This window comes from Bergeyella anatis (genome assembly GCF_036016955.1).
In the GTDB taxonomy this organism is placed as follows: domain Bacteria; phylum Bacteroidota; class Bacteroidia; order Flavobacteriales; family Weeksellaceae; genus JAYWXI01.
Map to the genome: position 1 here is coordinate 21,498 of NZ_JAYWXI010000007.1, position 23,767 is coordinate 45,264.

At 43.8% G+C, this 23,767-nt stretch carries 20 protein-coding genes; 13 read left to right on the forward strand and 7 right to left on the reverse strand.

Translation table 11 applies throughout. The features are described 5' to 3' along the window. Nucleotides 1–32: 32 nt before the first annotated feature. The 11 genes from VQ048_RS06395 (at nucleotide 33) to lipB (ending at nucleotide 10,463) form a co-directional block, all read left to right on the forward strand. Nucleotides 33–1,244, forward strand: a complete 1,212-nt coding sequence (locus VQ048_RS06395; protein ID WP_327610859.1) for a TolC family protein — start codon at nucleotides 33–35, stop codon at nucleotides 1,242–1,244. A gap of 15 nt (nucleotides 1,245–1,259) precedes the next feature. Beyond that, on the forward strand, nucleotides 1,260–2,393 hold the full coding sequence (locus VQ048_RS06400; RefSeq protein WP_327610860.1) for an efflux RND transporter periplasmic adaptor subunit: 1,134 nt from the start codon (nucleotides 1,260–1,262) through the stop codon (nucleotides 2,391–2,393). 252 nt (nucleotides 2,394–2,645) lie between these two features. After that, nucleotides 2,646–4,064, forward strand: a complete 1,419-nt coding sequence (locus VQ048_RS06405) for an anthranilate synthase component I family protein (RefSeq protein ID WP_327610861.1) — start codon at nucleotides 2,646–2,648, stop codon at nucleotides 4,062–4,064. 19 nt (nucleotides 4,065–4,083) lie between these two features. Further along, the gene (locus VQ048_RS06410) at nucleotides 4,084–4,650 is read left to right on the forward strand and encodes an anthranilate synthase component II (RefSeq protein WP_327610862.1); all 567 of its coding nucleotides are present in this window, start codon (nucleotides 4,084–4,086) and stop codon (nucleotides 4,648–4,650) included. A gap of 17 nt (nucleotides 4,651–4,667) precedes the next feature. Further along, nucleotides 4,668–5,654, forward strand: coding sequence for an anthranilate phosphoribosyltransferase (gene trpD, locus VQ048_RS06415; protein WP_327610863.1), 987 nt, complete (start codon nucleotides 4,668–4,670; stop codon nucleotides 5,652–5,654). Next, complete coding sequence (locus tag VQ048_RS06420) at nucleotides 5,654–6,232, forward strand: DNA-3-methyladenine glycosylase I (RefSeq protein WP_327610864.1); 579 nt, start codon at nucleotides 5,654–5,656, stop codon at nucleotides 6,230–6,232. The genes trpD and VQ048_RS06420 overlap by 1 nt, the downstream gene beginning before the upstream one ends. Further along, on the forward strand, nucleotides 6,233–7,009 hold the full coding sequence (gene trpC / locus VQ048_RS06425) for an indole-3-glycerol phosphate synthase TrpC (protein WP_327610865.1): 777 nt from the start codon (nucleotides 6,233–6,235) through the stop codon (nucleotides 7,007–7,009). A gap of 3 nt (nucleotides 7,010–7,012) precedes the next feature. After that, a complete protein-coding gene (locus VQ048_RS06430) occupies nucleotides 7,013–7,651 on the forward strand; it encodes a phosphoribosylanthranilate isomerase (RefSeq protein WP_327610866.1) in 639 nt (212 codons plus the stop codon). A gap of 12 nt (nucleotides 7,652–7,663) precedes the next feature. Beyond that, nucleotides 7,664–8,842, forward strand: coding sequence for a tryptophan synthase subunit beta (gene trpB, locus VQ048_RS06435; protein WP_327610867.1), 1,179 nt, complete (start codon nucleotides 7,664–7,666; stop codon nucleotides 8,840–8,842). A 9-nt stretch (nucleotides 8,843–8,851) separates the two neighbouring features. Continuing rightward, nucleotides 8,852–9,592 carry a tryptophan synthase subunit alpha gene (gene trpA, locus VQ048_RS06440; protein ID WP_327610868.1) on the forward strand — a complete coding sequence of 247 codons (741 nt, stop codon included), beginning with the start codon at nucleotides 8,852–8,854 and terminating at the stop codon, nucleotides 9,590–9,592. Nucleotides 9,593–9,743: 151 nt separating this feature from the next. Further along, a complete protein-coding gene (gene lipB, locus VQ048_RS06445; protein WP_327610869.1) occupies nucleotides 9,744–10,463 on the forward strand; it encodes a lipoyl(octanoyl) transferase LipB in 720 nt (239 codons plus the stop codon). A gap of 77 nt (nucleotides 10,464–10,540) precedes the next feature. On the opposite strand, the gene VQ048_RS06450 is transcribed toward lipB, so the two are convergent. Continuing rightward, nucleotides 10,541–10,831 (reverse strand): putative quinol monooxygenase, encoded by a 291-nt coding sequence (locus tag VQ048_RS06450; RefSeq protein WP_327610870.1) that lies wholly within the window; start codon nucleotides 10,829–10,831, stop codon nucleotides 10,541–10,543. 110 nt (nucleotides 10,832–10,941) lie between these two features. Between VQ048_RS06450 and VQ048_RS06455 the strand changes: the two genes are divergently transcribed. After that, complete coding sequence (locus tag VQ048_RS06455) at nucleotides 10,942–12,270, forward strand: dihydrolipoamide acetyltransferase family protein (RefSeq protein WP_327610871.1); 1,329 nt, start codon at nucleotides 10,942–10,944, stop codon at nucleotides 12,268–12,270. Nucleotides 12,271–12,383: 113 nt separating this feature from the next. On the opposite strand, the gene VQ048_RS06460 is transcribed toward VQ048_RS06455, so the two are convergent. The 3 genes from VQ048_RS06460 to ychF form a co-directional block, all read right to left on the reverse strand. Further along, entirely contained in the window at nucleotides 12,384–14,525 is a 2,142-nt protein-coding gene (locus VQ048_RS06460) for a S46 family peptidase (RefSeq protein WP_327610872.1), read from the reverse strand. Between the two features lie 126 nt (nucleotides 14,526–14,651). Further along, nucleotides 14,652–16,655 carry an NAD-dependent DNA ligase LigA gene (gene ligA, locus VQ048_RS06465; protein ID WP_327610955.1) on the reverse strand — a complete coding sequence of 668 codons (2,004 nt, stop codon included), beginning with the start codon at nucleotides 16,653–16,655 and terminating at the stop codon, nucleotides 14,652–14,654. Nucleotides 16,656–16,842: 187 nt separating this feature from the next. Beyond that, nucleotides 16,843–17,934: a redox-regulated ATPase YchF gene (gene ychF, locus VQ048_RS06470; RefSeq protein ID WP_327610873.1), complete on the reverse strand. Its 1,092-nt coding sequence runs from the start codon at nucleotides 17,932–17,934 to the stop codon at nucleotides 16,843–16,845. A gap of 283 nt (nucleotides 17,935–18,217) precedes the next feature. On the opposite strand from ychF, the gene purE reads away from it, so the two are divergent. Next, nucleotides 18,218–18,718, forward strand: a complete 501-nt coding sequence (purE, locus tag VQ048_RS06475; RefSeq protein WP_327610874.1) for a 5-(carboxyamino)imidazole ribonucleotide mutase — start codon at nucleotides 18,218–18,220, stop codon at nucleotides 18,716–18,718. 64 nt (nucleotides 18,719–18,782) lie between these two features. On the opposite strand, the gene VQ048_RS06480 is transcribed toward purE, so the two are convergent. From VQ048_RS06480 to VQ048_RS06490, 3 genes are all read right to left on the reverse strand, one after another. Then, complete coding sequence (locus tag VQ048_RS06480) at nucleotides 18,783–19,421, reverse strand: alpha/beta hydrolase (RefSeq protein WP_327610875.1); 639 nt, start codon at nucleotides 19,419–19,421, stop codon at nucleotides 18,783–18,785. A 111-nt stretch (nucleotides 19,422–19,532) separates the two neighbouring features. Further along, nucleotides 19,533–22,688: an efflux RND transporter permease subunit gene (locus tag VQ048_RS06485; protein WP_327610876.1), complete on the reverse strand. Its 3,156-nt coding sequence runs from the start codon at nucleotides 22,686–22,688 to the stop codon at nucleotides 19,533–19,535. Between the two features lie 22 nt (nucleotides 22,689–22,710). After that, on the reverse strand, nucleotides 22,711–23,766 hold the full coding sequence (locus VQ048_RS06490; protein WP_327610877.1) for an efflux RND transporter periplasmic adaptor subunit: 1,056 nt from the start codon (nucleotides 23,764–23,766) through the stop codon (nucleotides 22,711–22,713). Nucleotide 23,767: the final 1 nt, after the last annotated feature.

Consider the following 23,767-nt stretch of genomic DNA (forward strand, 5'->3'; position numbering starts at 1 on the left):
AAATTTGTTTTTAAATTAAATTATAAAAAGAAATGAATTCATTACTTAAATTATTGTTCCTGTTGCTTGGCGGAATGAGCCTAGCCCAAACGCCCATTACGCTAGAAGAGGCCCACCAAAAAGCATTGGACAATAACATGAACCTGAAAACCGGTCAACTCCGCATTGATTTTCAGGAAAAAATAAAACAAACCGCCACCGGCATCGATCCGTTAACCATCACCGGAGAAGTCGGCCAACTCAACTCCATCTACGTGGATCATGCATTTTCCGTCAACCAAAGCCTCCGCTTGCCCAAATTCTACCAAAAGCAAAAAGAAATGCTAATGGAAGAATGGAAAAATGCCGTCCTGAACCTCAATCTGCAAAAATGGCAACTGAAGAAAGAAATTGCGCTCGTCTACAATCAGCTCAATTATCTTGACGAAAAAGAAAAACTCCTGAAAAAAGCCGACAGCCTCTACTCTGCCTACTACCAAAAAGCCGTATTGAGGCTCAAGGCCGGCGAAAGCAACATCCTGGAGAAAACGACCGCCGAAAACTACCGTAGTCAGGCGGAAATCCAGATCAACAACCTTCAGCAAGACCGCGAAATCGCCATTCGTCAATTTAATTTTCTGATCAATGACACCAACGTCTATACGAACATGAAAAGCGACTTTTACGCTCCCCTGGCAATCGAAGCCCCGATTCCTTCGGAACAATCCGTATTCATGCAATCGTTGGAACAACAACGCCACACTGAAAAGGCAAAATTAGAAGCCGAAAAAACAAAACTTCTACCCACCTTGAGTTTCGGCCTCTCCAGCGGTACGCAATACGGTATCGGGGCAGACGATCGTTTTTACAACCACAGCCGACGGTTTCAGAGCGGTATGGTGGGGATAGGCCTTCCGGTTTTCAATCGTGCTCAAAAAGCAGCCATCGAAGGACAGAAAATCAACCAAATGATTGCCGAAAACAATTATCAACTGGGATGGTTAAATCTAAAAAACCAATACGCCAAAGCGTACGGAAATTACCTTAAACTAAAAAACGAAACCGAATACTACCAAAAGCAAGGCGAAGCCAATGCCAAAACCATTATGTTTACGGCCAATCTTCTTCTCAAAGAAGGGGAAACCAACTATTTGGAATATTCAATTTTGGTCAATCAGGCATTAGACCTGATGAACCGTCATATTGATGCCCAAAAAGCATTAAACGACAGCCTTATCGAACTCCAAAGCTTATCCGAAAACTAAACAAACAAAAAAATTATGAATAAAACAATCCTTATATTAGTATCCGGTTTTCTGCTATGGTCATGCACCAAAGAGCAGGAACCCGCCAACGAGACTTTCGCCGTTGCAGAAAACGGTACGCAAATCACCCTTACCGAAGTTCAAAAAAAGAATGCAGGCATCCAAACCACCAGCATCAATAATCAGAACATCGCCAACAAAATCGTACTAAACGGCCAAATCGACGTTCCTCCACAAAACATGGCGCAAGTGTCTTCCAGCACGGGCGGCATCGTAAAAAATGTCCGCTTCATGCCCGGCCAATATGTAAGCAAAGGCCATACCTTAGCCATCATCGAAAACCCCGATCTGGCCGCCTTGCAGCAAGACTATCTTCAGGCTAAAGCCAACTTGGGTTATGCCCAAAAAGATTACGAACGGCAAAAATACCTGAACAAATACCAAGCAAGTGCCGACAAAGTGGTTCAACGGGCTCACAGCGAAGCCCAAAATCAGGAAGCCGCCGTTAGAGGACTCGCTTCCAGACTTTCGTCTTACGGTATTAATGCCAGCCAAATCAATACGGGAAATATTCAAAAAAGCACCGCTCTGATTGCACCGATTTCCGGCTACATTTCAAAAGTAAACATCGCTCAGGGGCAATTTGTTTCCTCGGCGGAAATCCTTTACGAAATCATGAACAGTAACCAAATCCATGTGGCTTTAAAAGTTTTCGAAAAAGATTTGAGTCTGCTCTCCATCGGTCAAAAAGTATACGCCTATACCAACCAAAACCCGGAGAAAAAATACCCCGCCACTGTGGCCATCATCGGAAAAGACTTCACTATGGACCGTAGCGTATTGGTGCACTGCGAACTGTTGGAAAAAGATCCGTCTCTAATCCCCGGAACCTTCATGAATGCAGAAATCGAAGTCAATGCCCAAGAAGATTTCGTCATCCCCGAAAGTGCCGTCGTCACCTGGGAAAACAAACAATACATCTTCGAGGAAATCCGACCCAATACCTATAAAATGTTTCCCGTTACCATCGGAAACACCGAAAACGGCTACACCGAACTACTCAATTTCGACCTTAAAAACGTCCGAAAAAAATTCGTAACCAAAGGCGCCTACGCTCTTTTGATGGCGCTGAAAAACGTCGAAGAATAAAACGTTGAACCGCACGAAAATTCATTTTCGTGCGGTTTTTGTTTATTTCTATTTTTTTATTTGAAAAACATGTTTAAATTTGCCTTGATGAAACAAGTCATGAACATAAACTGGTGGTGGACTTCAAAATCTTTGTTAAGGTCTTGAGGCTCTTTTCCTGTTTATATCTTTCATAAACCGAAAACGAAAAAGGACTTTAACCCAGGTTAGAGTCCTTTTTTCATTTAAAATTCTTTAATAAAAAACCCTACGATGTTCACCAGTTCAATCGCCCTAAAAACCACCGTAAAAACGTTACCGGCAGACCTCTATACCCCTATCGGAATTTATCTCCGCCTCCGAGACCGTTTCCCCGACACCATCCTCTTGGAAAGTGCAGGGCATCACGGCCAACAAAACAATTTTTCCTACATCGCCCTTCAGCCCATTGCAGGGATTGAGGTAAAAAACAATAAAGAAGCCGAAATAAAATTCCCCTTGGAAAATCCAAAAAAAATAAGCCTCGAAAACCAAAAATTAACCCATACGCTGCAAGCATTTTCCGCCTGTTTCTGCCCTTTAGCTCCCGATAATCCCATCGCTAAATCCGCTCAGGGGCTTTTCGGGTACATCAGCTACGATGCAATCCCTCTGTTTGAAAACCTCCGTTTCAAGGAGCCTTCCGAAGAAAACCAAATCCCACTTCTACGCTACCGCCTTTATCAATACGTGATTGCGATCAACCACTTTAACGACGAGATGTTTCTCATCGAAAATAAAATCCCCGGACTGCCCTCAATCCTTAACGAAATTGAAAGCATCCTCCTCCAAAAAAACGTTTCCGTCTTTCCGTTTGAACCTTTAGGTCATGAAACGTCCAACCTGACGGACAATGCCTTTGAAAATTTGGTGGAAACCGCAAAAAAACATTGCTTCAGAGGCGATGTTTTCCAATTGGTTCTGAGCCGGAGATTCGAACAAAAATTTAAAGGAGACGAATTCAACGTTTACCGTGCTCTAAGAACCATCAACCCCTCACCTTATCTTTTCTTCTTCGACTACGGCGAATACAAGCTAATCGGATCGAGCCCAGAAAGCCAGCTCGTCCTCCGTGACCGCAAAGCCTTCATCCATCCCATTGCAGGCACCTTCGTCCGTACCGGCCACGCCGAAAAAGACCTTCAAGCCGCCGAAGCCCTAAAAAACGATCCAAAAGAAAACGCCGAACACACTATGCTGGTCGATTTGGCCAGAAACGATTTGAGCATTCATGGGCAAAACACTTCCGTGGAAAAACTAAAGGAAATCCAATTCTTTTCCCACGTCATCCATATGGTCAGCGAAGTAAGCACCGAGGTTTCCGCCAAGCAAAATCCTTACGAAATGATTGCCTCCACCTTCCCGCAAGGCACCTTGAGCGGCGCACCAAAATACCGCGCCATGCAGCTCATCGACCAATACGAAAAAAGTTCCAGAAGTTTTTACGGCGGAACCATCGGTTTTGTCGGCTTCGACGGAAGCTGCAACTTGGCCATCATGATCCGTACGTTTCTAAGTAAAAACCAAACCTTATACTATCAAGCCGGAGCCGGCATCGTAGCCAAGTCTTCAGCCACAAACGAAAGGCAGGAAGTCCAAAACAAACTCAATGCACTAAAAGCCGCCATAAAAAAAGCCGCTTCCATCGTTTAACCCTCAAAACAAACTCAAAATGAACATCTTAGTTTTTGATAATTACGACAGCTTTACCTACAACCTCGTCCAACTGATCGAACGGATTGTCGATCATCGCATCGATGTTCGACGAAACAACGAAATCGAACTGGAAGAAATCGAACGGTACGATAAAATTGTGCTCTCCCCAGGCCCCGGCATTCCCCAAGAAGCGGGACTCCTGCTGGACGTTATCCGAACCTACGCCCCAAGCAAATCCATCCTCGGCGTATGCCTTGGGCAACAAGCCATTGCCGAAGCCTTCGGAGGACAGCTCATCAATCTTTCCGAAATCTACCACGGCGTAGCCACCGAAGCCAAACAAATCCATCCACACCACCTTTTCGACGGACTTCCCGAGGTGCTCGAAGTAGGACGTTACCATTCTTGGGCTGTAGACCCCAACCATTTCCCCCAAGAATTGGAGGTAACCTCCGTAGACGACAAAGGAATCATCATGAGTCTGAAACACAAAACCTTTGACGTTCACGGTGTCCAATACCATCCCGAAAGCATCCTCACCCCAAAAGGCTACCAAATCCTCGAAAATTTTATCAAAAAATAAAACCGTCTTCGTTCAAAATGAAACAGATTCTCCACTATTTGTTCAACCATCACACGCTAACCAAAAGCGAAGCCAAAAGCATCCTCACCGAAATCGCCCAAAACAAATTCAACGACAGTGAGATTACGGCCTTCATTACGATTTTCATGATGCGGAGCATCACCCTAAACGAATTGGAAGGATTCCGTGAGGCGCTTCTCCAAATGGCTCTTCCCGTCGATTTGGGAACGGACGACTTGGTGGATATTGTAGGCACAGGCGGCGATGGCAAAAACACCTTTAACATTTCTACGCTCGCAGCGTTTATTGTCGCCGGCGCAGGACAAAAAGTAGCAAAACAAGGCAATTACGCCGCTTCCTCCGTCAGTGGTTCTTCCAATGTATTAGAGCACTGTGGCTATCGTTTCAAAACAAGCGAAAAAGAACTGCGAGACGATTTGGAAAAAGGAAATATTTGCTTCCTTCACGCCCCGCTCTTTCATCCCGCATTAAAAAAAGTCGCTCCTTTGAGGAAAAATTTAGGTCTGAAAACCTTTTTCAATCTGTTGGGCCCGCTGGTGAATCCCGCGCGCCCCAAACACACCCTCATCGGAGTAGCCAATTTAGAAATCGCTAGACTTTACCAGTACCTCCTTCAAAAACAAGACAACCACACGATGCTTGTCCACGCTTTGGACGGTTATGATGAAATCAGCCTTACGCAAGACACCAAAATTTTTGATAAAAACGGAGAGTACATCTATTCCGCCGAAGAATTAGGATTTAAAAATATTTCAGAAGACCATATTTACGGCGGCGAAACCAAAGAAGAAGCCGCAGCCATTTTCCTTAACATATTAGACGGCAAAGGCACTCTAGAGCAAAACGCCGTCGTTTTAGCCAATGCCGCAATGGCACTTTATAATACTAAAAAATATGGGGATTATCAAAACTGTTTTGAATTAGCGAAGAAAAGTCTATTGGAGGGAAAAGCTAAAGATTGCCTAAATAAAATAACCGCTTAATGGAACTAAAAAACAAAGAACGATGCGGCTGGGTAACCAATGATGAAATTTACATCAATTACCACGATACAGAATGGGGCGAGCCTGTTTTTGAAGATAAAAAACTCTTTGAAATACTTTTATTGGAAGGGTTTCAGGCGGGATTGAGTTGGATAACCATTTTGAAAAAAAGAGAAAATTTTAGGCAAGCCTTTGATGATTTCAACTATACCAAAATCGCCACTTACAACCAAACTAAACTCGAAGAATTACTCTGCAATACAGGGATTATCCGCAACAGATTAAAGATAGAATCTTCGGTTAAAAACGCTAAGGCTTTTATAAAAGTTAGAGAAGAGTTTGGCACTTTTTCCCAGTATATATGGCGTTTTGTGGAACATCAGCCAATTAGAAATGAGTTTAAAAACCTATCGGAAGTACCCGCCTCTACTTCGCTATCGGATAAAATATCCAAAGACTTAAAAAAGCGAGGGTTTAAATTCGTAGGGACTACCATTATTTATGCCTTTATGCAAGCCATCGGTATGGTAAACGACCATGTGCAAACTTGTTACAAACACCCTAAAAACCTAAATTAAATGACCATTTTAGACAAAATAGTAGATTGTAAACTGGACGAAATTCAGCAAGCCAAAAAGCAGACGCCGTTAGAAAAGCTCAAGGATACTCCATTTTTTTACCAGCCTACGCGGGGTTTTATTGAGAGTTTAAAATCCAATCCGTATGGAATTATAGCCGAGTTTAAAAGGAAATCACCCTCTAAAAACAACATCAACATAGAGGCTAAAATCCAAGCGATTTTACCGCTATATAAGGCATACGGAGCGGCTTGTGTGTCTGTATTGACGGATACACCTTTCTTCGGAGGAAGTTTAACCGATTTGGAGGAAGCCAATGCTTACGATATCCCTTTGCTAAGGAAAGACTTTATTGTCGATGATTATCAAATTTATCAAGCCAAAGCCTACGGTGCAGACTGTATTTTACTTATAGCCAATATTTTGGCTAAATCCCAGATTGAAGACCTTACAGATACGGCACATCATTTAGGATTAGAGGTGTTATTGGAATTTTATAGTGGTGAAGATTTTGATAAATATTATTCCAAATTAAAAATGGTAGGCATTAACAACCGAAACCTCAATACTTTTGAAGTGGATTACGAACACGCCATTAGAATGCGAAACCAATTGCCTGAAGGCACTTTAAGCGTTGCCGAAAGTGCCATTTATAGTCCTGAAATTTATAAAAAACTTAAAAGCAGTGGTTTTGATGCTTTTTTAATGGGCGAATATTTTATGAAGCAAGACCATGTTGGAGCGGCTTTACAATCTTTTATTGAAGAAATAAAATAAAAAATGAAACCTGCACCTAAAATAAAAGTTTGTGGACTTACCGATTTGAATCAAATTCGGGAAATTATAGAGTTAAAAATTGATTATCTCGGCTTTATATTTTACGAAAAATCACCAAGATATGTATTGAATCATTTAACACTAAAGGAAATCGCTTCGCTAAATCACAAGCAAAAAGTGGGTGTTTTTGTAAATGAAACCACCGAGAAAATAGTACAAACCGTTATGGAAGCTCAACTTAATTTAGTTCAACTGCACGGCAATGAAACCTCTGATTTTATTCGTGATTTAAAGAGTAAACTCCCACAAGAAACGCAAATTATAAAAGCGATACGGGTGGGAGAAACCGTGCCTGATATTTCGGATTTTTCAGAACTATCTGAAATAGACTTTTTACTTTTTGACACGGATAGCAAAGCCTTTGGTGGAACAGGCAAAAGCTTTGATTGGCAATTACTTAACGAATTAAACCTCACTAAACCTTATTTTCTAAGCGGTGGTATTTCTAACGAGAATAGTAGCAAAATCTCAACCATTAAACAAAAACCAATCGCTTTAGACCTCAATAGTAAATTTGAAGTTTCCGCAGGCAATAAAGATGTGGCACTTATTAAAAATTTTAAATTAAGTTTGTATCAATAGAAATAGATTAAAATGAATTATCAGAATCCAGATAAAGAAGGGTATTACGGTGAATTTGGCGGTGCTTTTATCGCCGAAATGCTCTACCCTAATGTTAAAGAGTTACAAGACAAGTATTTGGAAATCATTTATTCGGAAGATTTTCAAAAGGAGTTTAAAGAGTTATTAAAAAACTATGTAGGAAGGGAAACACCGTTGTATTTTGCCCCCAATTTGAGCCGACAATACGGCACTAAAATCTACCTTAAAAGAGAAGATTTAAACCATACTGGGGCTCATAAAATCAATAATGCTTTGGGGCAAGCGCTTTTAGCAAAAAAGTTGGGCAAACAGCGTATCATAGCCGAAACAGGTGCTGGACAGCACGGCGTTGCTACTGCTACGGCGTGTGCTTTGCTCGGTTTAGAGTGTATTGTCTATATGGGCGAAATAGATATTGCCCGACAAGCTCCTAATGTGGCCAGAATGAAAATGTTGGGGGCAAAAGTCGTTCCTGCGACTTCGGGTTCTAAAACTCTAAAAGACGCTGTAAACGAGGCTCTGAGAGATTGGATAAACAATCCTACAACTACCCACTATATCATAGGCAGTGTGGTTGGTCCTCACCCTTTCCCTGATTTGGTGGCAAGGTTTCAGTCTGTTATTTCAGAGGAAATTAAAGTCCAGTTACAAGAACAGGAAGGCAGAGATTATCCCGACCACCTCATTGCGTGTGTGGGCGGTGGTAGTAATGCTGCAGGGACTTTTTATCATTTCGTGAATAATGAAAAAGTCAATATCATTGCGGCAGAAGCTGGCGGTTTGGGCGTTCATTCTGGAGAAACTGCTGCAACAACGGCTTTGGGGAGCATTGGCGTTTTGCACGGCAGTCAGAGTTTGGTTATTCAGACCAAAGACGGACAAGTGATTGAGCCCTACTCTATTTCTGCGGGGTTGGACTATCCGGGGATTGGACCGATGCACGCCAATCTTTACCAACAAAAACGAGCCGAATTTTTAAGCATCAACGATGATGAAGCTTTAAAAGCGGCATTCAATCTCACTAAAACGGAAGGTATTATTCCTGCGTTGGAAAGTGCCCACGCTTTAGCCGTTTTGGATAAAAAGAAGTTTGGAAAAAAAGACATCGTTGTCATCTGCCTAAGCGGTAGAGGCGACAAGGATATGGAAACTTATTTAAACCATTTGTAATCTAAGATTATGACTAAGAAAAAACTAAATATATACTTTACGGCAGGTATTCCTCAGTTGGAAGATACTGCGGAAATCATTAAAATAATTCAAGAAGCCGGGGCTGATATGATGGAGATTGGCATGTCTTATAGCGACCCTGTTGCCGATGGCGAAGTGATACAACAAGCTCACATTAAAGCCTTAGAAAACGGAATGTCAATAGAGAAACTCTTTGAGCAATTGGCAAAAATTAAGGGCGAAATTTGCATTCCAATCATTTTGATGGGCTACATCAATCCTGTGCTTTCTTACGGTTTTGAAAAATTTTGCCAGAGATGTCAAGAAACGGGCATTAGTGGACTGATTATCCCCGATCTCCCTCCTATTGAATTTGAAAAAAAATACCAATCCATTCTCAAAAAGTTTAATCTGAATTTTACTTTTTTGGTCACGCCAGAAACGTCTGACGAGCGAATTTTGTATTTGGATAGCTTAAGTTCTGGATTTTTGTATGCCGTGAGTTCTTCGTCCACAACGGGCAACCAGTCCAAAACATTGAAAAACGAAGATTATCTTAACCGATTAGCCTCATTACCGCTGAAAAATCCACTAATGATAGGCTTTGGGATTAAAAATAAAACCGACTTTACCACAGTTACCGAACAAGCCGATGGCGGGATTATAGGGACTGCATTTGTGAAAATTCTTTTAGAAGAATCGGATTGGAAAGAAAAAGCTTTCGATTTTATTCATAGCATAACAAAGTAAATTCGTACTTTTGAGCCCACAAAAAAACGCCGTATTGAAGCCGAAAAAGTTGGAAAAAGATTTTTTCAAATTTAATTACTGCGTGCGATTAATAAGCAAATAACAACCGGCCTTGCAACTATGGGAAGGCCTGAGAAGAATAGAAAAACCCATGAATCAAAATAAAACCATACTACTGCAAGACCTCGGGCTGGCAGACTACCTTCCGACTTTTGAAACCCAGGAGCAATTGATGCAGGGCATCATTGAACTCAAACTTAAAAATCGGGACCGAACCGACGGGCTTTACGAGCCTACTCCCAACCACTTTCTCTTTGTGGAGCATCCTCACGTCTATACTCTCGGTAAATCGGGAAACGAAGAAAACATGCTGGCCAATAGTGAAAAACTAAAGGAAATCAACGCTACTTTCGTAAAAACCAACCGAGGAGGCGATATCACCTATCATGGTTTTGGGCAAATCGTGGGCTATCCCATTTTGGATTTGGACAACTTTAAATCCGACATTCATCTCTACATGCGAAATTTGGAGGAAGTCATCATCCGCGTCATTGCCGAGTACGGACTCAAAGGCGAAAGAAGTCAGGGCGAGACCGGTGTGTGGTTGGACGTGGGGAAACCCTATGCCCGAAAAATCTGTGCCATGGGCGTAAAAACATCCAAATGGGTTACCATGCACGGCTTTGCTTTGAATGTGAATACGGACCTCAAATACTTCGATTATATCATTCCGTGCGGAATCAAAGACAAATCCGTAGCTTCTCTGAAAAGTGAACTGGAAAGAGTATTCACCCCCGAAGAAATTCAAGAAGTGAAAAGCAAAATAAAAAAACACTTTTCTGAAGTCTTCGAGGCCACTTTCACCGAATGATGAAAAATAAAAAAAATAAAACCGCTTTAAGCCCTAAAAAAATGAGCCTAAAGCGGTTTTGTCATTTTCATTGAGCGTCAGAACATCTTAAATCCCCGATAAACTTCCGTCCGCTGCTCCAAAAGAGGGGCTATGGCGCCTCGAAATACCTGCATATGCTCCGATACGCTGTGTTTGTGATGGCTCTCCGCATCCAACCAACGTTCAACAATAAAAAAGACGCCCTTCTGCTCCCGATCTTCAACCAAATCGTACTGCAGACAGCCTTCCTCCTGACGCGTATCGAGAACCAATTTCTTTAAAATCTCAATTCCGTCGAATAATTCGCTTTCCTTTAAGCGCAATAGGGCTACAATGTATAAATTCATATTTAAAATTTGCGCCAAAGATAGAAAGAGAAGCCCTTTTTCCGAATTGGAAAATCCCTAATTTTTGTACAAAAAAATTTATATATTTGTAAAAATCTAAAAAATAGAAAATGGCAGAATATCAGTTATTGCTTCCTTCAATGGGCGAAGGGGTTATGGAAGCCACCATTATCAGTTGGTTATTCAACGAAGGGGATTCCGTAAACGAAGATGATTCCGTAGTGGAAATTGCAACCGATAAAGTCGATTCCGATGTTCCCACTCCCGTAGCGGGAAAAATCGTTAAAATATTGAAACAAAAAGACGAAGTCGCAAAAGTAGGCGAAGCCATCGCCATCCTTGAAATCGCAGGAGAGGCTTCCTCCACAACTCCGGAGGAAAAAGCATCGGCAGCAGAGACCAATACTGCACCTGCCCCTGACCACGACGTTCTAAAAGAATTGGAGCAACCTTTGGCGGCTTCTGCCACACCTACTGCTTTTTCGGGCGACCTCTACCTCTCTCCTTTGGTAAAATCCATTGCCCAACAAGAGAACATAAGTGAAGACGAACTAAAATCCATAAAAGGAAGCGGCTTGGAAGGACGCATCACCAAAGAGGATATTTTGGCCTATGTCGCCAACCGAAAAACCTCGGCTACTCCATCGGCAAAGACCACCGACGCTTCTTCTGTGGCAGCCTCCCAGCCGTCGGCATCGGGGCCTGCGCCCGTTCCCGTCCAAATCTCCGGGGAAGACGAAATCATCCCGATGGACCGCGTACGCAAACTCATTGCCGATGCAATGGTGAACTCCAAGAGAATTTCGCCCCACGTGACGTCTTTTATCGAAACCGACGTAACCAACGTGGTAAAATGGAGAACCAAAAACAAAGCCATCTTCGAAAAACGCGAAGGCGAAAAACTCACTTTCATGCCGATTTTCGTAAGAGCCGTAGTGAAAGCCATACAAGACTATCCGCTCATCAATGTATCGGTGGATGGCGATAAAATCATCAAAAAGAAAAACATCAACATCGGTATGGCAACCGCTCTACCCGACGGAAACCTGATTGTTCCGGTCATCAAGAATGCCGACCAACTTTCTCTTTCCGGATTAGCCAAAGCCATTAACGATTTAGCCTACAGAGCAAGAAACAAAAAACTAAAACCCGAAGACACTCAGGGAGCAACTTATACCATCTCCAACATCGGAAGTTTTGGCAACCTGATGGGAACCCCCATCATTCCTCAGCCACAAGTTGCCATACTGGCCGTAGGTGCCATTGTGAAAAAACCGGCTGTGGTAGAAACGCCCGAAGGCGACATGATCGGAATCCGACAGCTCATGTTCATGTCCCATTCTTACGACCACCGCGTGGTGGACGGGTCTTTGGGTGGACTTTTCCTTAAAAGGGTTCATGACTACCTTCAAGACTGGGATCCGAATACGGAAATTTAAAAAGCAAAAAACAGATTCTTTTGAATCTGTTTTTTGTTTTACACGGCATCTTTATTTTAACGGAAAAAATAAAAAAATCGGCGCACTAAAGTGCGCCGATTGCCTTTTAAGCCTTATTTTACGATTTTCATTTCCTCCAAAAGCCATTTGGCATTGGCATACTTGTCAATAATGAAAAGAATATACTTGGTATCCACCATGATGTTCCTACTGAATCTCGGATCGAAATTAATGTCACTCATAGTGCCTTCCCACTGACGGTCAAAATTAAGACCAATCAGATTGCCTTCCGCATCCAAAGCAGGGCTTCCCGAGTTACCTCCCGTCGTATGATTGGTCGCCGTGAAATTAACAGGCACATCCCCCGTTTCGTTTTTATAAATACCGAAATCCTTGGCATTATACAGATCGATAAGTTTTTTAGGCACATCGAACTCGTAATCCCCCGGAATATATTTCTCCATAACCCCGGCCAAATGCGTTTGATAACCGTAGTAAAGAGCGTCTTTAGGGTTAGAGCCTGCCACCTTACCGTAAGTTACCCTTAGCGTGGAGTTGGCATCCGGAAAGAACTTCCTTTCCTTATCGGTCTCCATCTGCTGGGCCATATACGTTTTTTGCCAAACGTTAATTTCGTTCTGCAAATCGGTGTATTTTCCTTGCGTCGTCTCTTCGTACTTCTTTCGAAGCATCAACATGGTGCCGATAAGCGGATCTTGGTTCAGACGCTTTTTCAACTCGGTCGGATTTTCAAAAACCTTGTCGATATTCTCGTGTGCCGTAACCCCATTAATGCTTGCTCTTCCCGTAACCACGGAGTTTTTGGACCAGGCTTCAAACGTCTCCAAATTAACCGCTTCATCCTTGAACTCCTGAAAACCTACCGGCAAAAACGAAGAAGGCGTCCGATGAGCATACAAAGCCATAACCTTCGCCGTCACTTTGGCATCCAATGCACCGTCATAATTTTTGTAAATGGAAGAGAGCTTTTTCTTCAGACTTTCCAAATTTTGAGGCGTCAACGTTCCGGTTTCCAGAGCCACAAGATACCCCAAGTACTCGTTAGCCAAGGTAAGGGTTTCCGCATTGCGAACCACTTCGTTATAATAGGCTCGGTTTAAGGCATACGGCGCTTGTGTTTCATAGAGCTTTTCCAACTGCTGAAGCGTGGTTTTTATGGCCGGATTTTTTGAAATCAATTGGGCTTCGTATGCCTGCTTTTTGCCTACGGCATCCGATTTTTTTAAGCCTTCCACTTCGCCTTTCCATTTTTTCCAATAGTTGGCCACCTTCGCGTATTTGGAAGCGTATTTAATCCTTGTGGCATCATCGGTACGCATTTTCTCATCCAAAACCTTCAGCGCTACCTCCCTTACTTCAATCATGGCGGGATCAATTTCCGTCATGATTTTATTTACGGCAATGGATGGCAAATACTCCGTCGTAGTTCCCGGAAATCCGAAGACAAAAGTAAAATCCCCCTCTTTCTTATCCCTTATGGAAATAGGAAGAAAATGCTTCGGCTGATAAGGCACATTGTCTTTGCTGTATTCGGCAGGCTTGTTATTTTTATCGGCATAAACTCGGAAAAGAGCAAAATCGCCCGTATGTCTTGGGAAAACCCAGTTGTCCGTATCCGAACCAAATTTCCCAATACCGTTAGGCGGAGTTCCTACCAAACGAACGTCCTTGTATTGCTCAATAACATAGGCATAGTATTTATTTCCGTAGTACATGGATTTTACGTCAACCCTCTGATAAGGTTCTAGCTTAAACGATTGGCGAACTTTCTCGATATTAGCCTTCACAACTTGCTGAGCCTGCTGAGGCGAAAGGTTTTTAGTCCCCGCCAAAACTTTAGAGGTAACGTCCTGAATATCGATGACAAAATCGGCCGTAACTCCCGGGTTAGGAAGTTCTTCACCGGTATTGGAAGCCCAAAAGCCGTTGGTCAAATAATCTTTTTCCAAAGTAGAATGCGACTGAATCTGACCGTAACCGCAATGATGATTGGTTAACAAAAGTCCCTTCGGAGAAATCATCTCCCCCGTGCACCCGCCGTTAAACTGTAAAACCGCATCCTTTATACTGGGTTTTTCCGGATTGAAAATAGCTTTGGCCGATAGTTTCATCCCCATCGCCTTCATTTCCTTTTCATTGATTTCGGTAGGAATCCACATACCGCCGTACTGCTGGGCAAAAGCCATAACGGCAGGGAAAATAACCGCCGAAAGTAAAACGCTCCTTTTTATCATTGAATTCAATTTTAAAAATTTAATCCGATAAAAATAAGGATTTTTACTCGAAAAAGGAAAATCTAAAAGCAAACCACCGCTCATCGGCTAAAAATAAACTGTGGCTTCAGTCCAATCCCCAAAAAATTAATTGCCCAAAAGATCAAGAAACTGTTGTTCGTCCAAAATCACAACGGTTCCGAGAGTCTGTGCTTTTTTCAGTTTGCTGCCGGCTTTCTCACCCACTACCAAGTAATTAAGGTTTTTGGAAACCGCCGAAATATTTTTACCGCCGTGTTTTTCCACCATTTCTTCGGCCTCGTCCCGAGTGAACAAAGAAAGTTTTCCCGTAAACAGAAAAGTCTTCCCCTCCAAAATATTACTCAATACCGCTTGTGCAGTGTCTTTTTTCTCAAGTGTAACGCCGTAAGCCCTTAGCCGTTCGATAAGCCGTTTGTTTTCGTCCTGCGCAAAAAACTGAATAATACTCTCGGCTATTTTCCCGCCGATGTCTTCCACTTGGGTCAATTCTTCCATACTGGCGGCCATCAGCGCTTCAATGGTCGGAAACGTCTTGACCAGTTTCTTAGCCACCGTTTCCCCAACATGTTTGATGCCGATGCCAAAAAGAACCTTCTCAAAAGGAACGGTTTTGGATTTCTCGATACCGTCGATGATGTTTTGAGCCGATTTCTCCGCCATTCGCTCCAACGGAAGAAGCGACGAAGTCGTAAGCGTATAAAAATCCGCCGGCATTTCAACCAATTTTTCCCGATAAAGCTGTTCAATGGTTTCCTGCCCCAAATTTTCGATATTAAGCGCCTTGCGCGATACATAATGAATCATCCGGCCGACAACCTGAGGAGGACAATGCCATTCGTTCGGGCAATAATGAATGGCCTGATCCTCGTTTTTAACCAAAGGCGTACCGCATTCGGGACAATGAGTAACATAACTGAGTTTACGGCTGTCGGCAGCCCTCTTTTCTTGATGAACCCCCACAATTTTAGGAATGATTTCACCGCCTTTTTCAACATAAACAAAATCCCTCTCGTGAAGATCCAACTTGTGGATGATGTCCTCATTATGCAAAGAAGCCCTCTTTACCGTCGTACCAGCAAGCAAAACCGGCCTGAGGTTAGCCACCGGTGTAATGGCTCCCGTACGCCCTACCTGATAAGAGACCGAAAGCAATTCGGTTTCTACTTTTTCAGCCTTAAATTTGTACGCCATGGCCCAACGAGGCGATTTGGCCGTATACCCCAACTGCCTTTGCTGCTGAAGATCGTTCACCTTTAAAACAATACCGTCGATTTCAAAAGGCAAAGTATGACGCTCTTTTTCCCAATAAAGGATAAACGCCTTCACCTCGTCCAAAGTTTTGCAAAGCTTACTCTGCATGGAGGTCTTAAAGCCCCACTCACGAGCTTTTTCCAAAAGCCCCCAATGGGTACCGGTAGGAAAATCTTCCGCCACAAACTGATAAAGCACCGCCGAAAGCCCTCTTTTTTTAACCTCCGAAGCATCCTGCATCTTCAAACTTCCCGAAGCCGTATTGCGAGGATTCATAAAAGGATCCAAGCCTTCCTCCATCCGCTGCGCATTAATCCGTTCAAATTTTTTCTTGGTCAGAAAAATCTCCCCCCGCATATAAAAACGTTCGGGAAAATCCCCCTTTAGTGCCAAAGGCACATCGGCAATCGTTCGAATATTGGCCGTGATTTCGTCGCCCTGAAACCCATCGCCACGCGTAACCGCCTGGGTAAGATGTCCGTTTTCGTACAAAATCGAAATCGAAGCCCCGTCATACTTTAATTCCGCAACAAATTCCACGGGCTCATTCAGGGTTTTGAGAATCCTTTTCTCCCAATCTTCAAGATCTTCCGCATCGTAAGAATTGTCCAAAGAGTACATCCGAAAACGATGTTCAACCGTAGGAAAATATTTGGTTACGCCTCCACCCACTCGTAAAGTCGGCGAATTAGGATCGAAAAATTCAGGATGAGCCGCCTCAAGCGACTGCAAGGTTTTCAATTTTTCGTCAAACTCAAAATCCGATATCGTGGGTTCATCCAATAAATAATAATTGTAATTATGTTCGTGAAGCTCCTTCCTTAGCGCTTCCATATAACGTTGAATATCCTGAGGCATAGCGATTGTTCTGAGTAGTCGTCCTGCAAAAATAACCATTAAAACCGAACATCCAACGGAATAAACCAATTATTTAAAAACCTAATCGAGCCCTTTAAAACCACCCACTTCGCACTTCTAAAGCAAAATAGGCCGCTCCAAAAATGAAGCAGCCTATTTTATTCCCGCAATATATCTTCGATAAAAATTACACGTTAAATCTAAAGTGCATTACATCCCCGTCCTGAACCACGTACTCTTTTCCTTCCACACCCATTTTTCCGGCTTCTTTCACCTTTGCCTCCGACCCATACGTAACGAAGTCCTCATAACGAATAACCTCCGCACGAATAAACCCTTTTTCAAAATCGGTATGAATGACACCGGCCGCCTGAGGCGCCGTCCAACCCTTTTCAATCGTCCAAGCTCTCACCTCCTTCACCCCAGCGGTAAAGTAAGTCTGAAGCCTCAAAAGCTCGTAAGCCTTCCGAATCAAACGATTAACCCCCGGCTCTTCCAACCCCAGTTCCTCCAAAAACATTTGGCGCTCTTCATAGGTCTCCAATTCGTTAATATCCGCCTCAATCTGCGCCGCCAAAACCACTACTTCAGCCCCTTCCCTTGCCGCCATTTCTTCAATTTTGGCAATCCACTCGTTTCCGTTACGAATGGAGTTTTCATCCACATTACAAACGTATAAAATCGGTTTCTTGGTCAACAAGTGAATCTCATCCACAATAGGACGGGTAAGATCATCCGTTTCAAATTCCCTCGCATTGCGGCCATCCTCGATAAACTTTTGCAAAGCCAATAAGGTCTCGTAAGTAAGAACATCTTCCTTCTTCCCGGATTTTATGAATTTCTTGGCTTTATCCACCGCTTTACCCAACGTTTCCAAATCCTTCAGCTGCAACTCAATGTCAATAATTTCTTTATCCCTCAAAGGATCCACCGAACCTTCCACGTGAACAATGTTTCCGTTTTCAAAACAACGCAACACATGGATAATTGCCTCGCATTCACGAATATTGGCCAAAAACTGATTGCCCAAACCTTCGCCCTTAGAAGCCCCCTTCACCAAACCCGCAATATCCACAATCTCCACCACCGCAGGAACCACCCGTTCGGGTTTTACCAATTCCTCCAGCTTATTCAAGCGGGGATCCGGCACAGAGACCGTCCCTAAATTAGGTTCAATCGTACAAAAAGGATAATTGGCACTCTGCGCCTTGGCATTGCTCAAACAATTAAAAAGAGTCGACTTCCCTACATTCGGCAGTCCTACAATTCCACATTTCATAACGTGTAAATAAAATTTTTTATATCAATATCATCCCCGGCAGGGCCAATGCCTGCCCTCCGATGCTTCCAATGCCCGCCGCACAATTCCCTCACTTTTCGAAAAGCATCTAAATCGCGCAAAGATACACTTTTTGAAACAAAAGCCCAGCGAAAATCCATACCCGAAAAAGTGGAACTTCCGTTTTAAACAAAATTTCAATAAAAAGAATTAGATTTGCCAAGATCTAAACCTTAAACGCAGTAAAAATCTAATTTCAAAACCTCAATTCAAAAATTTAAACATGGTAGGAATCATTATGGGAAGCCAAAGCGACCTCCCAATCATGCAACAAGCCGCCGAATTTTTAAAAACCATAGGCATCGATTACGAACTGACCGTAGTCTCAGCCCACCGAACGCCCGAACGAATGTTCGAGTACGCCAAAACCGCCAAAAAAAGAGGCCTGAAAGTCCTCATTGCAGGCGCAGGAGGCGCCGCCCACCTGCCCGGAATGGTTGCCAGCTGCACAACCCTGCCCGTCATAGGCGTGCCCATACACTCGTCCAACTCGATTGACGGTTGGGATTCCGTACTTTCCATCCTGCAAATGCCCTCCGGCATTCCTGTCGCCACCGTTGCACTGAACGGCGCAACCAACGCAGGAATTTTGGCCGCAAAAATACTCGGCAGCACCGACGAAACCCTCAGCGAAAAACTGCAACAATACCAAAATTCCCTAAAAGACAAAGTTTTAAATACGGTAGAAACCTTAAAAACTCAATACCCCAATCATTTCGATTAACCCCAACAAAAAAATCCCGTCCTTCCAAAAAGACGGGATTTTTTATTCCGCAAAAAAAGAAAAACTACTTGGAGAAAAAGTTCATCAAATCCATATAATTTTTCTGATTCACCCCATGACCACTCATGTATTCGCGAAACGTAAAATAACAACTCAAATCATAAAGCAGTTCGGCCCCCTTTCTCGCCCACTCCAAAGGAATGACCGCATCGTCCGTGCCATGAGAAACAAAAAAACGCAACGTCTCCAGTTTCTTTTTATCCCGAACAATATTCTCCAACAATTTTTCCTCCGGATAACAGCTAAGGCAAGCCACCTTGGAAAACAGCGTCGGATTCTTCAGCGCCAAAGCATAACTTAAAATGCCCCCCTGGCTAAACCCGCACAAATGACTCTTTCCCTCGGTAATCCCATAGCGTTCCCGAACGTCCAAAACAGAAGAAAGCACCGCATTAAAAGCCTCTTTCGCCTGAGGCACATCAATGAATTTTTCAGGATCCGTAAAGTCAATATCGTACCAAGCATAACCGCCAAACGAAGACGCCCGAGGCGCTCTAAAACTCACCACCAGCCAGTCTTCAGGCAATGTCGGAACAAAAGAAAACAAATCCTCCTCGTTACTCCCGTAACCGTGAAGCATAAACAACACCGAGGTAGAAGACGCTACCCTCTCCGGCTCCCGAACCAAATATTGTAATTCCATAACGCAAAGATAAACCAAATTTGTTCAGTAACCGTCCCATCCCCAAAAACAAACGGGCATCCTCCGTAAAAAGAGAATGCCCGCTGCAAAATCACGATTGAAATTTAACATTTAAAACTCCAATTCATCCTCGGGATGGAGGTGTTCGTAGTCCGCCACCATTTCGGCACCGTAATCCACTTTTTCTTTATGGAAAAAACGTTCCTCAATTCTTACCACGATGAAATAAACCACCGGCACAATAACCAACGTAAGAAAAAGCGAAGACAACAATCCCCCAATAATCACAATTGCCAAGCCATTATTCATCTCCGCAGCCGCTCCGCTGGCCATCGCAATCGGCAACATCCCGAAAACCATCGCAATCGTCGTCATGAGAATCGGACGAAGACGGGCATGATTCGCCTGAATCAACGCATTGGTAATGGTTTCCCCTTTTTCCAAACGGTGATTGGCAAAATCCACCAGCAAAATCGCATTCTTCGCCACCAAACCAATCAGCATGATGATCCCCAAAATGGTAAAAATATTCAAACTCTGGTTCGTAAGCGCAAGCGCCCAAAGCGCCCCAATAAACGATAAAGGAATGGAAAACAAGACAATAAAAGGTTTGACAAAGTCGTCGTACAAAACCACCATAATCATATAAACCAACATGATCGCCGCAAGCAAGGCCACACCAAGCGTTCCAAACCCTTCGTTTTGATTTTCCTTGTTTCCGCCCCATACCCATTGCACGCCGGCAGGTTTTTTAACGTCTGCCATTTTATCCTCCCATTCCTGAGCAATAACTCCCGTCGTTTTACCCACCACCTGAGCATTAATCGTTACCGAAGGCGAACGGTCATACCGCTCTAACAACGCCGGTCCCGAAGCATAATGAATATCGGCAAATTGAGATAATTGCACCTTCTGTCCCTGAGCATTAATAAATTCAATGCGGCGAACGTCATCTATACTGGTTCGGTAGGCTTCGTCCAAAATGATGTTAATATCGTATTCGCTGCTTCCCGTACGGAATTTACTATCCGTATTTCCACTAAATGCTGTTCTGAGCGTCTGCCCAACCGTAGCCACATTAAGCCCCAACATCGCCATTTTGTCCCGATCCACCGACACGGCAATCTCAGGATTCCCATCCTCCACACTCAGCTTAATTTCCGTCGCTCCGTCAATCGTACGCAATTGGCTTTCAGCCGCCTTGGCATAAGCCATCGCCGCATCCAAAGTCGGTGCCGTAACCGTCATCTGCAAAGGAGCCTGCTCCGCCCCCATGAATCCCACAGGCACCGTCGTTACTTTAGCTCCCACCAAAATCTTTTCCAGCTCCCGCTTCAGCTTCGCAGCATAAACCTTCGTGCTTTCTTTCCGCTCTTTTTTATCAATGAGCTCAATATTGATTTCGGATTTGTAATTGGTCGCCTGTACCGCTCCCATTCCGCTACTGGACTGCCCCACCGTAGTAATCATCCTAACGATTTGAGGCTTGTTTGCCAAATAATTCTCCGCACGCTGCGTCATAAAATTAGTCTGTTCGATGGAAGCATCCTTCGGCATCTCAATCTGAAGCAAAAACTCCCCCTTATCCGTCCCCGGAAAGAAATCTCCACCAACAAACCCCAGCATAGGCAGCGCCAACGCACTGGCAAACAAAACCGTAACAACCCCAAAGGTTTTAATCTTGTTTCGCAAACTCCATTTCAGAATGTTCTCCATCTTATGGGTAAACCACGTCAACCCTTCCTCAAATTTGTGCACCAGCTTTCCGAAAAGAGACGTCTCGCTCATCAATTCCAGCTTCCCGTATCTCGAATACAACCAAGGCACCACCGAAAACGAAACCAAAAGCGAAAGCATCGTAGCAATAACCACCGTCACACAAAACTGACGAATAATGTCCGAAACCAAGCCCGAACTAATCGCAATAGGAAGAAACACCACCACAATAACCAATGTAATCGCCGTAACGGTAAATCCAATTTCCTTAGATCCGTCGTATGCCGCACGAACCTTATTTTTGCCCATTTCCATATGACGGTGAATGTTCTCGATGACCACAATGGCATCATCCACCAAAATCCCCACAACCAAAGACAGCCCCAGCAAACTCATCAAGTTAAGACTATACCCCAGCATGTAAATCCCCATAAACGTCGCAATAAGCGAAGTTGGAATCGCCACCATCACAATCAAAGCGTTACGGAAACTATGTAGGAAAAACAACATTACAAAAGCCACCAGACCCACCGCAATCAATAAGTCCTTAATCACCGAATTGGCCGCCTCCAAAGTAAAAACCGAAGTATCCTTCGCTATCTGAATTTTGAGATTTTCCTTTTGGTATTGCTTCTCGATAAGTTTAATGCGCTCCTGAACCAAACGGCTCACTTCCACTGCATTGGCATCGGTTTGCTTCTGCACCTCCAACAATATCGTATTTTGCCGATCCACTCGCGCAATTTTTTCCACTTCTTTCTGCGTATCCTGAACTTCCGCAATATCCGAAAGGCAAATATTAAGCCCATTCTGAGACAAAATCGTAAGATTGCGCATCTGCTCCACGTCCTTAAGTTTCCCCGAAAGACGAATCAATGTGCTGTTATTTCTGGTCTTAAGACTCCCGGTTGGAAAGTCCAAATTGGCAGCCGCTATAATCTGCTGAACCTGAGGAATCGTAAGCCCATACCCCTGCATCTTATTCTGATCGAGGTTAATGCGGATTTCACGCTCCTGACCTCCCACAATATTAACCTTCGCCACCCCAGGAACCCTGGAAAACTCCGGCTGAACCCGTTGGTCAATCAAATCGTAAAGCTCGTTCTCGGTCAAATTCCCCGTAACTCCCATCCGAACCACCGGAAGATCCGAAAGCGAAAACTGCGAAAGCGAAGGCTCCTCTATATCGTCCGGAAGATCCCCCCGTATGGCATTAATCTTACGCTGCGCATCATTTAAAGCAAAATCCACGTCGATGTCATTGTTGAACTGAATCACCACCACCGAAAGATTCTCGTAAGATTTGGATTGTATTTTCTTGATGCCTTCCAAAACGGAAACCGCATCCTCAATTTTTCGGGATACCGAATTTTCCACCTCCGAAGGAGACGCCCCCGGATACACCGTGGAAACCGTAACCACCTTCGTCTCAAATTTCGGAATCAACTCGTAGCTGAGCTGCGAGTAACTGAATAACCCGCCGATAATCATCAAGGCCAAAACCACGATGACCAAACTGGGTCTTTTAATCGATACTTCTGCTAATTTCATTATCTGTCTACTTTACCGATGTTTATTTTAAAACGTTTACCTTGGCCTTATCCGTCAGGTTAATCTGCCCGCTGACCACCACTTGGTCGCCTTCCTTAAGCCCCGAAACCACTTCCACCTTGTCACCGTAATTGGTTCCGCTTTGGATTTTGGTCAAATAAGCCACGTTATTACGAACCACAAACACCTGATTATCACTCACACTCCCTACAAAAGCTTCACGAGGAATCATCATTCGGCTGTAATTTTCAGCCTTGTCAAAAAAGGCCGTACCGTACATCCCGGCTTTCAATTTGTTAAAACCATTATTCACCGTGATTTCCACCGGAAACTTCAACGCTCCGGAAGCTGCCGGCGCAATAAAAGTAATGCGCCCTTCAAGCATCCCGTCAATCACGTCGGGCTTCACCTTCACCACCGTTCCCAATGAAAGATCGCTAACCAAAGACTGATCGACATCCACCCGAAGCTTGACAGAAGAAATATCCACCAACTCCACGATAGGCGTTCCTGGCGCAAGTACCGCACCAACCTCAACCATCTTGCGGTTCACAATACCGCTTATCTTAGCCACCACATTGGTATCCCCCGAGGTCAGCTGAGCCGATTGCAATTGGGCTTTCGCCGTCTTTACCTGCAGCCTCGCCTGATCCAACTGCAAAGCCGTAACCCCTCCGCTTTTATAAGCCATCTCGTAACGATTAAGCGCCATCACCGCATTGTCATAATTGGCCTTCGCCGAAGAAACATTCACATTAACTTTATCCCCCGAAAGACGACCAATACTCTGTCCTGCACGAACATAGCTGCCCTCCTTGACGTAAAGCGCAATGAGCTGCCCGCCCATCTCGGCCGCAATCTGCGATTGTTTATTGGGTAAAAACGTACCGTTTACCGAAAAAGCCCCGTCGGCACTCTCCAAAACGACTTTTGCCGTACGAACCGCTATATCCGCATTGGTCTGGGCAACAAGTGCAACTTCCGATTCGTTTTTCGCTTTATTCTTCTTCAAGATGAAATAGATGGCCGCCCCAATACCCAAAAGGGCCAATACCGTAATAAATATATTCTTTTTCATA

Coding starts and splice junctions, on each gene's coding strand:
- trpD (WP_327610863.1), top strand. CDS start 4,668: ATGAAACAGATTCTCCACTATTTGTTCAACCATCACACGCTAACCAAA.
- ligA (WP_327610955.1), bottom strand. CDS start 16,655: ATGCCTCAGGATATTCAACGTTATATGGAAGCGCTAAGGAAGGAGCTT.
- VQ048_RS06420 (WP_327610864.1), top strand. CDS start 5,654: ATGGAACTAAAAAACAAAGAACGATGCGGCTGGGTAACCAATGATGAA.
- trpB (WP_327610867.1), top strand. CDS start 7,664: ATGAATTATCAGAATCCAGATAAAGAAGGGTATTACGGTGAATTTGGC.
- trpC (WP_327610865.1), top strand. CDS start 6,233: ATGACCATTTTAGACAAAATAGTAGATTGTAAACTGGACGAAATTCAG.
- VQ048_RS06430 (WP_327610866.1), top strand. CDS start 7,013: ATGAAACCTGCACCTAAAATAAAAGTTTGTGGACTTACCGATTTGAAT.
- VQ048_RS06410 (WP_327610862.1), top strand. CDS start 4,084: ATGAACATCTTAGTTTTTGATAATTACGACAGCTTTACCTACAACCTC.
- VQ048_RS06400 (WP_327610860.1), top strand. CDS start 1,260: ATGAATAAAACAATCCTTATATTAGTATCCGGTTTTCTGCTATGGTCA.
- VQ048_RS06490 (WP_327610877.1), bottom strand. CDS start 23,766: ATGAAAAAGAATATATTTATTACGGTATTGGCCCTTTTGGGTATTGGG.
- VQ048_RS06485 (WP_327610876.1), bottom strand. CDS start 22,688: ATGAAATTAGCAGAAGTATCGATTAAAAGACCCAGTTTGGTCATCGTG.
- trpA (WP_327610868.1), top strand. CDS start 8,852: ATGACTAAGAAAAAACTAAATATATACTTTACGGCAGGTATTCCTCAG.
- purE (WP_327610874.1), top strand. CDS start 18,218: ATGGTAGGAATCATTATGGGAAGCCAAAGCGACCTCCCAATCATGCAA.
- VQ048_RS06450 (WP_327610870.1), bottom strand. CDS start 10,831: ATGAATTTATACATTGTAGCCCTATTGCGCTTAAAGGAAAGCGAATTA.
- VQ048_RS06455 (WP_327610871.1), top strand. CDS start 10,942: ATGGCAGAATATCAGTTATTGCTTCCTTCAATGGGCGAAGGGGTTATG.
- VQ048_RS06460 (WP_327610872.1), bottom strand. CDS start 14,525: ATGATAAAAAGGAGCGTTTTACTTTCGGCGGTTATTTTCCCTGCCGTT.
- VQ048_RS06405 (WP_327610861.1), top strand. CDS start 2,646: ATGTTCACCAGTTCAATCGCCCTAAAAACCACCGTAAAAACGTTACCG.
- lipB (WP_327610869.1), top strand. CDS start 9,744: ATGAATCAAAATAAAACCATACTACTGCAAGACCTCGGGCTGGCAGAC.
- ychF (WP_327610873.1), bottom strand. CDS start 17,934: ATGAAATGTGGAATTGTAGGACTGCCGAATGTAGGGAAGTCGACTCTT.
- VQ048_RS06395 (WP_327610859.1), top strand. CDS start 33: ATGAATTCATTACTTAAATTATTGTTCCTGTTGCTTGGCGGAATGAGC.
- VQ048_RS06480 (WP_327610875.1), bottom strand. CDS start 19,421: ATGGAATTACAATATTTGGTTCGGGAGCCGGAGAGGGTAGCGTCTTCT.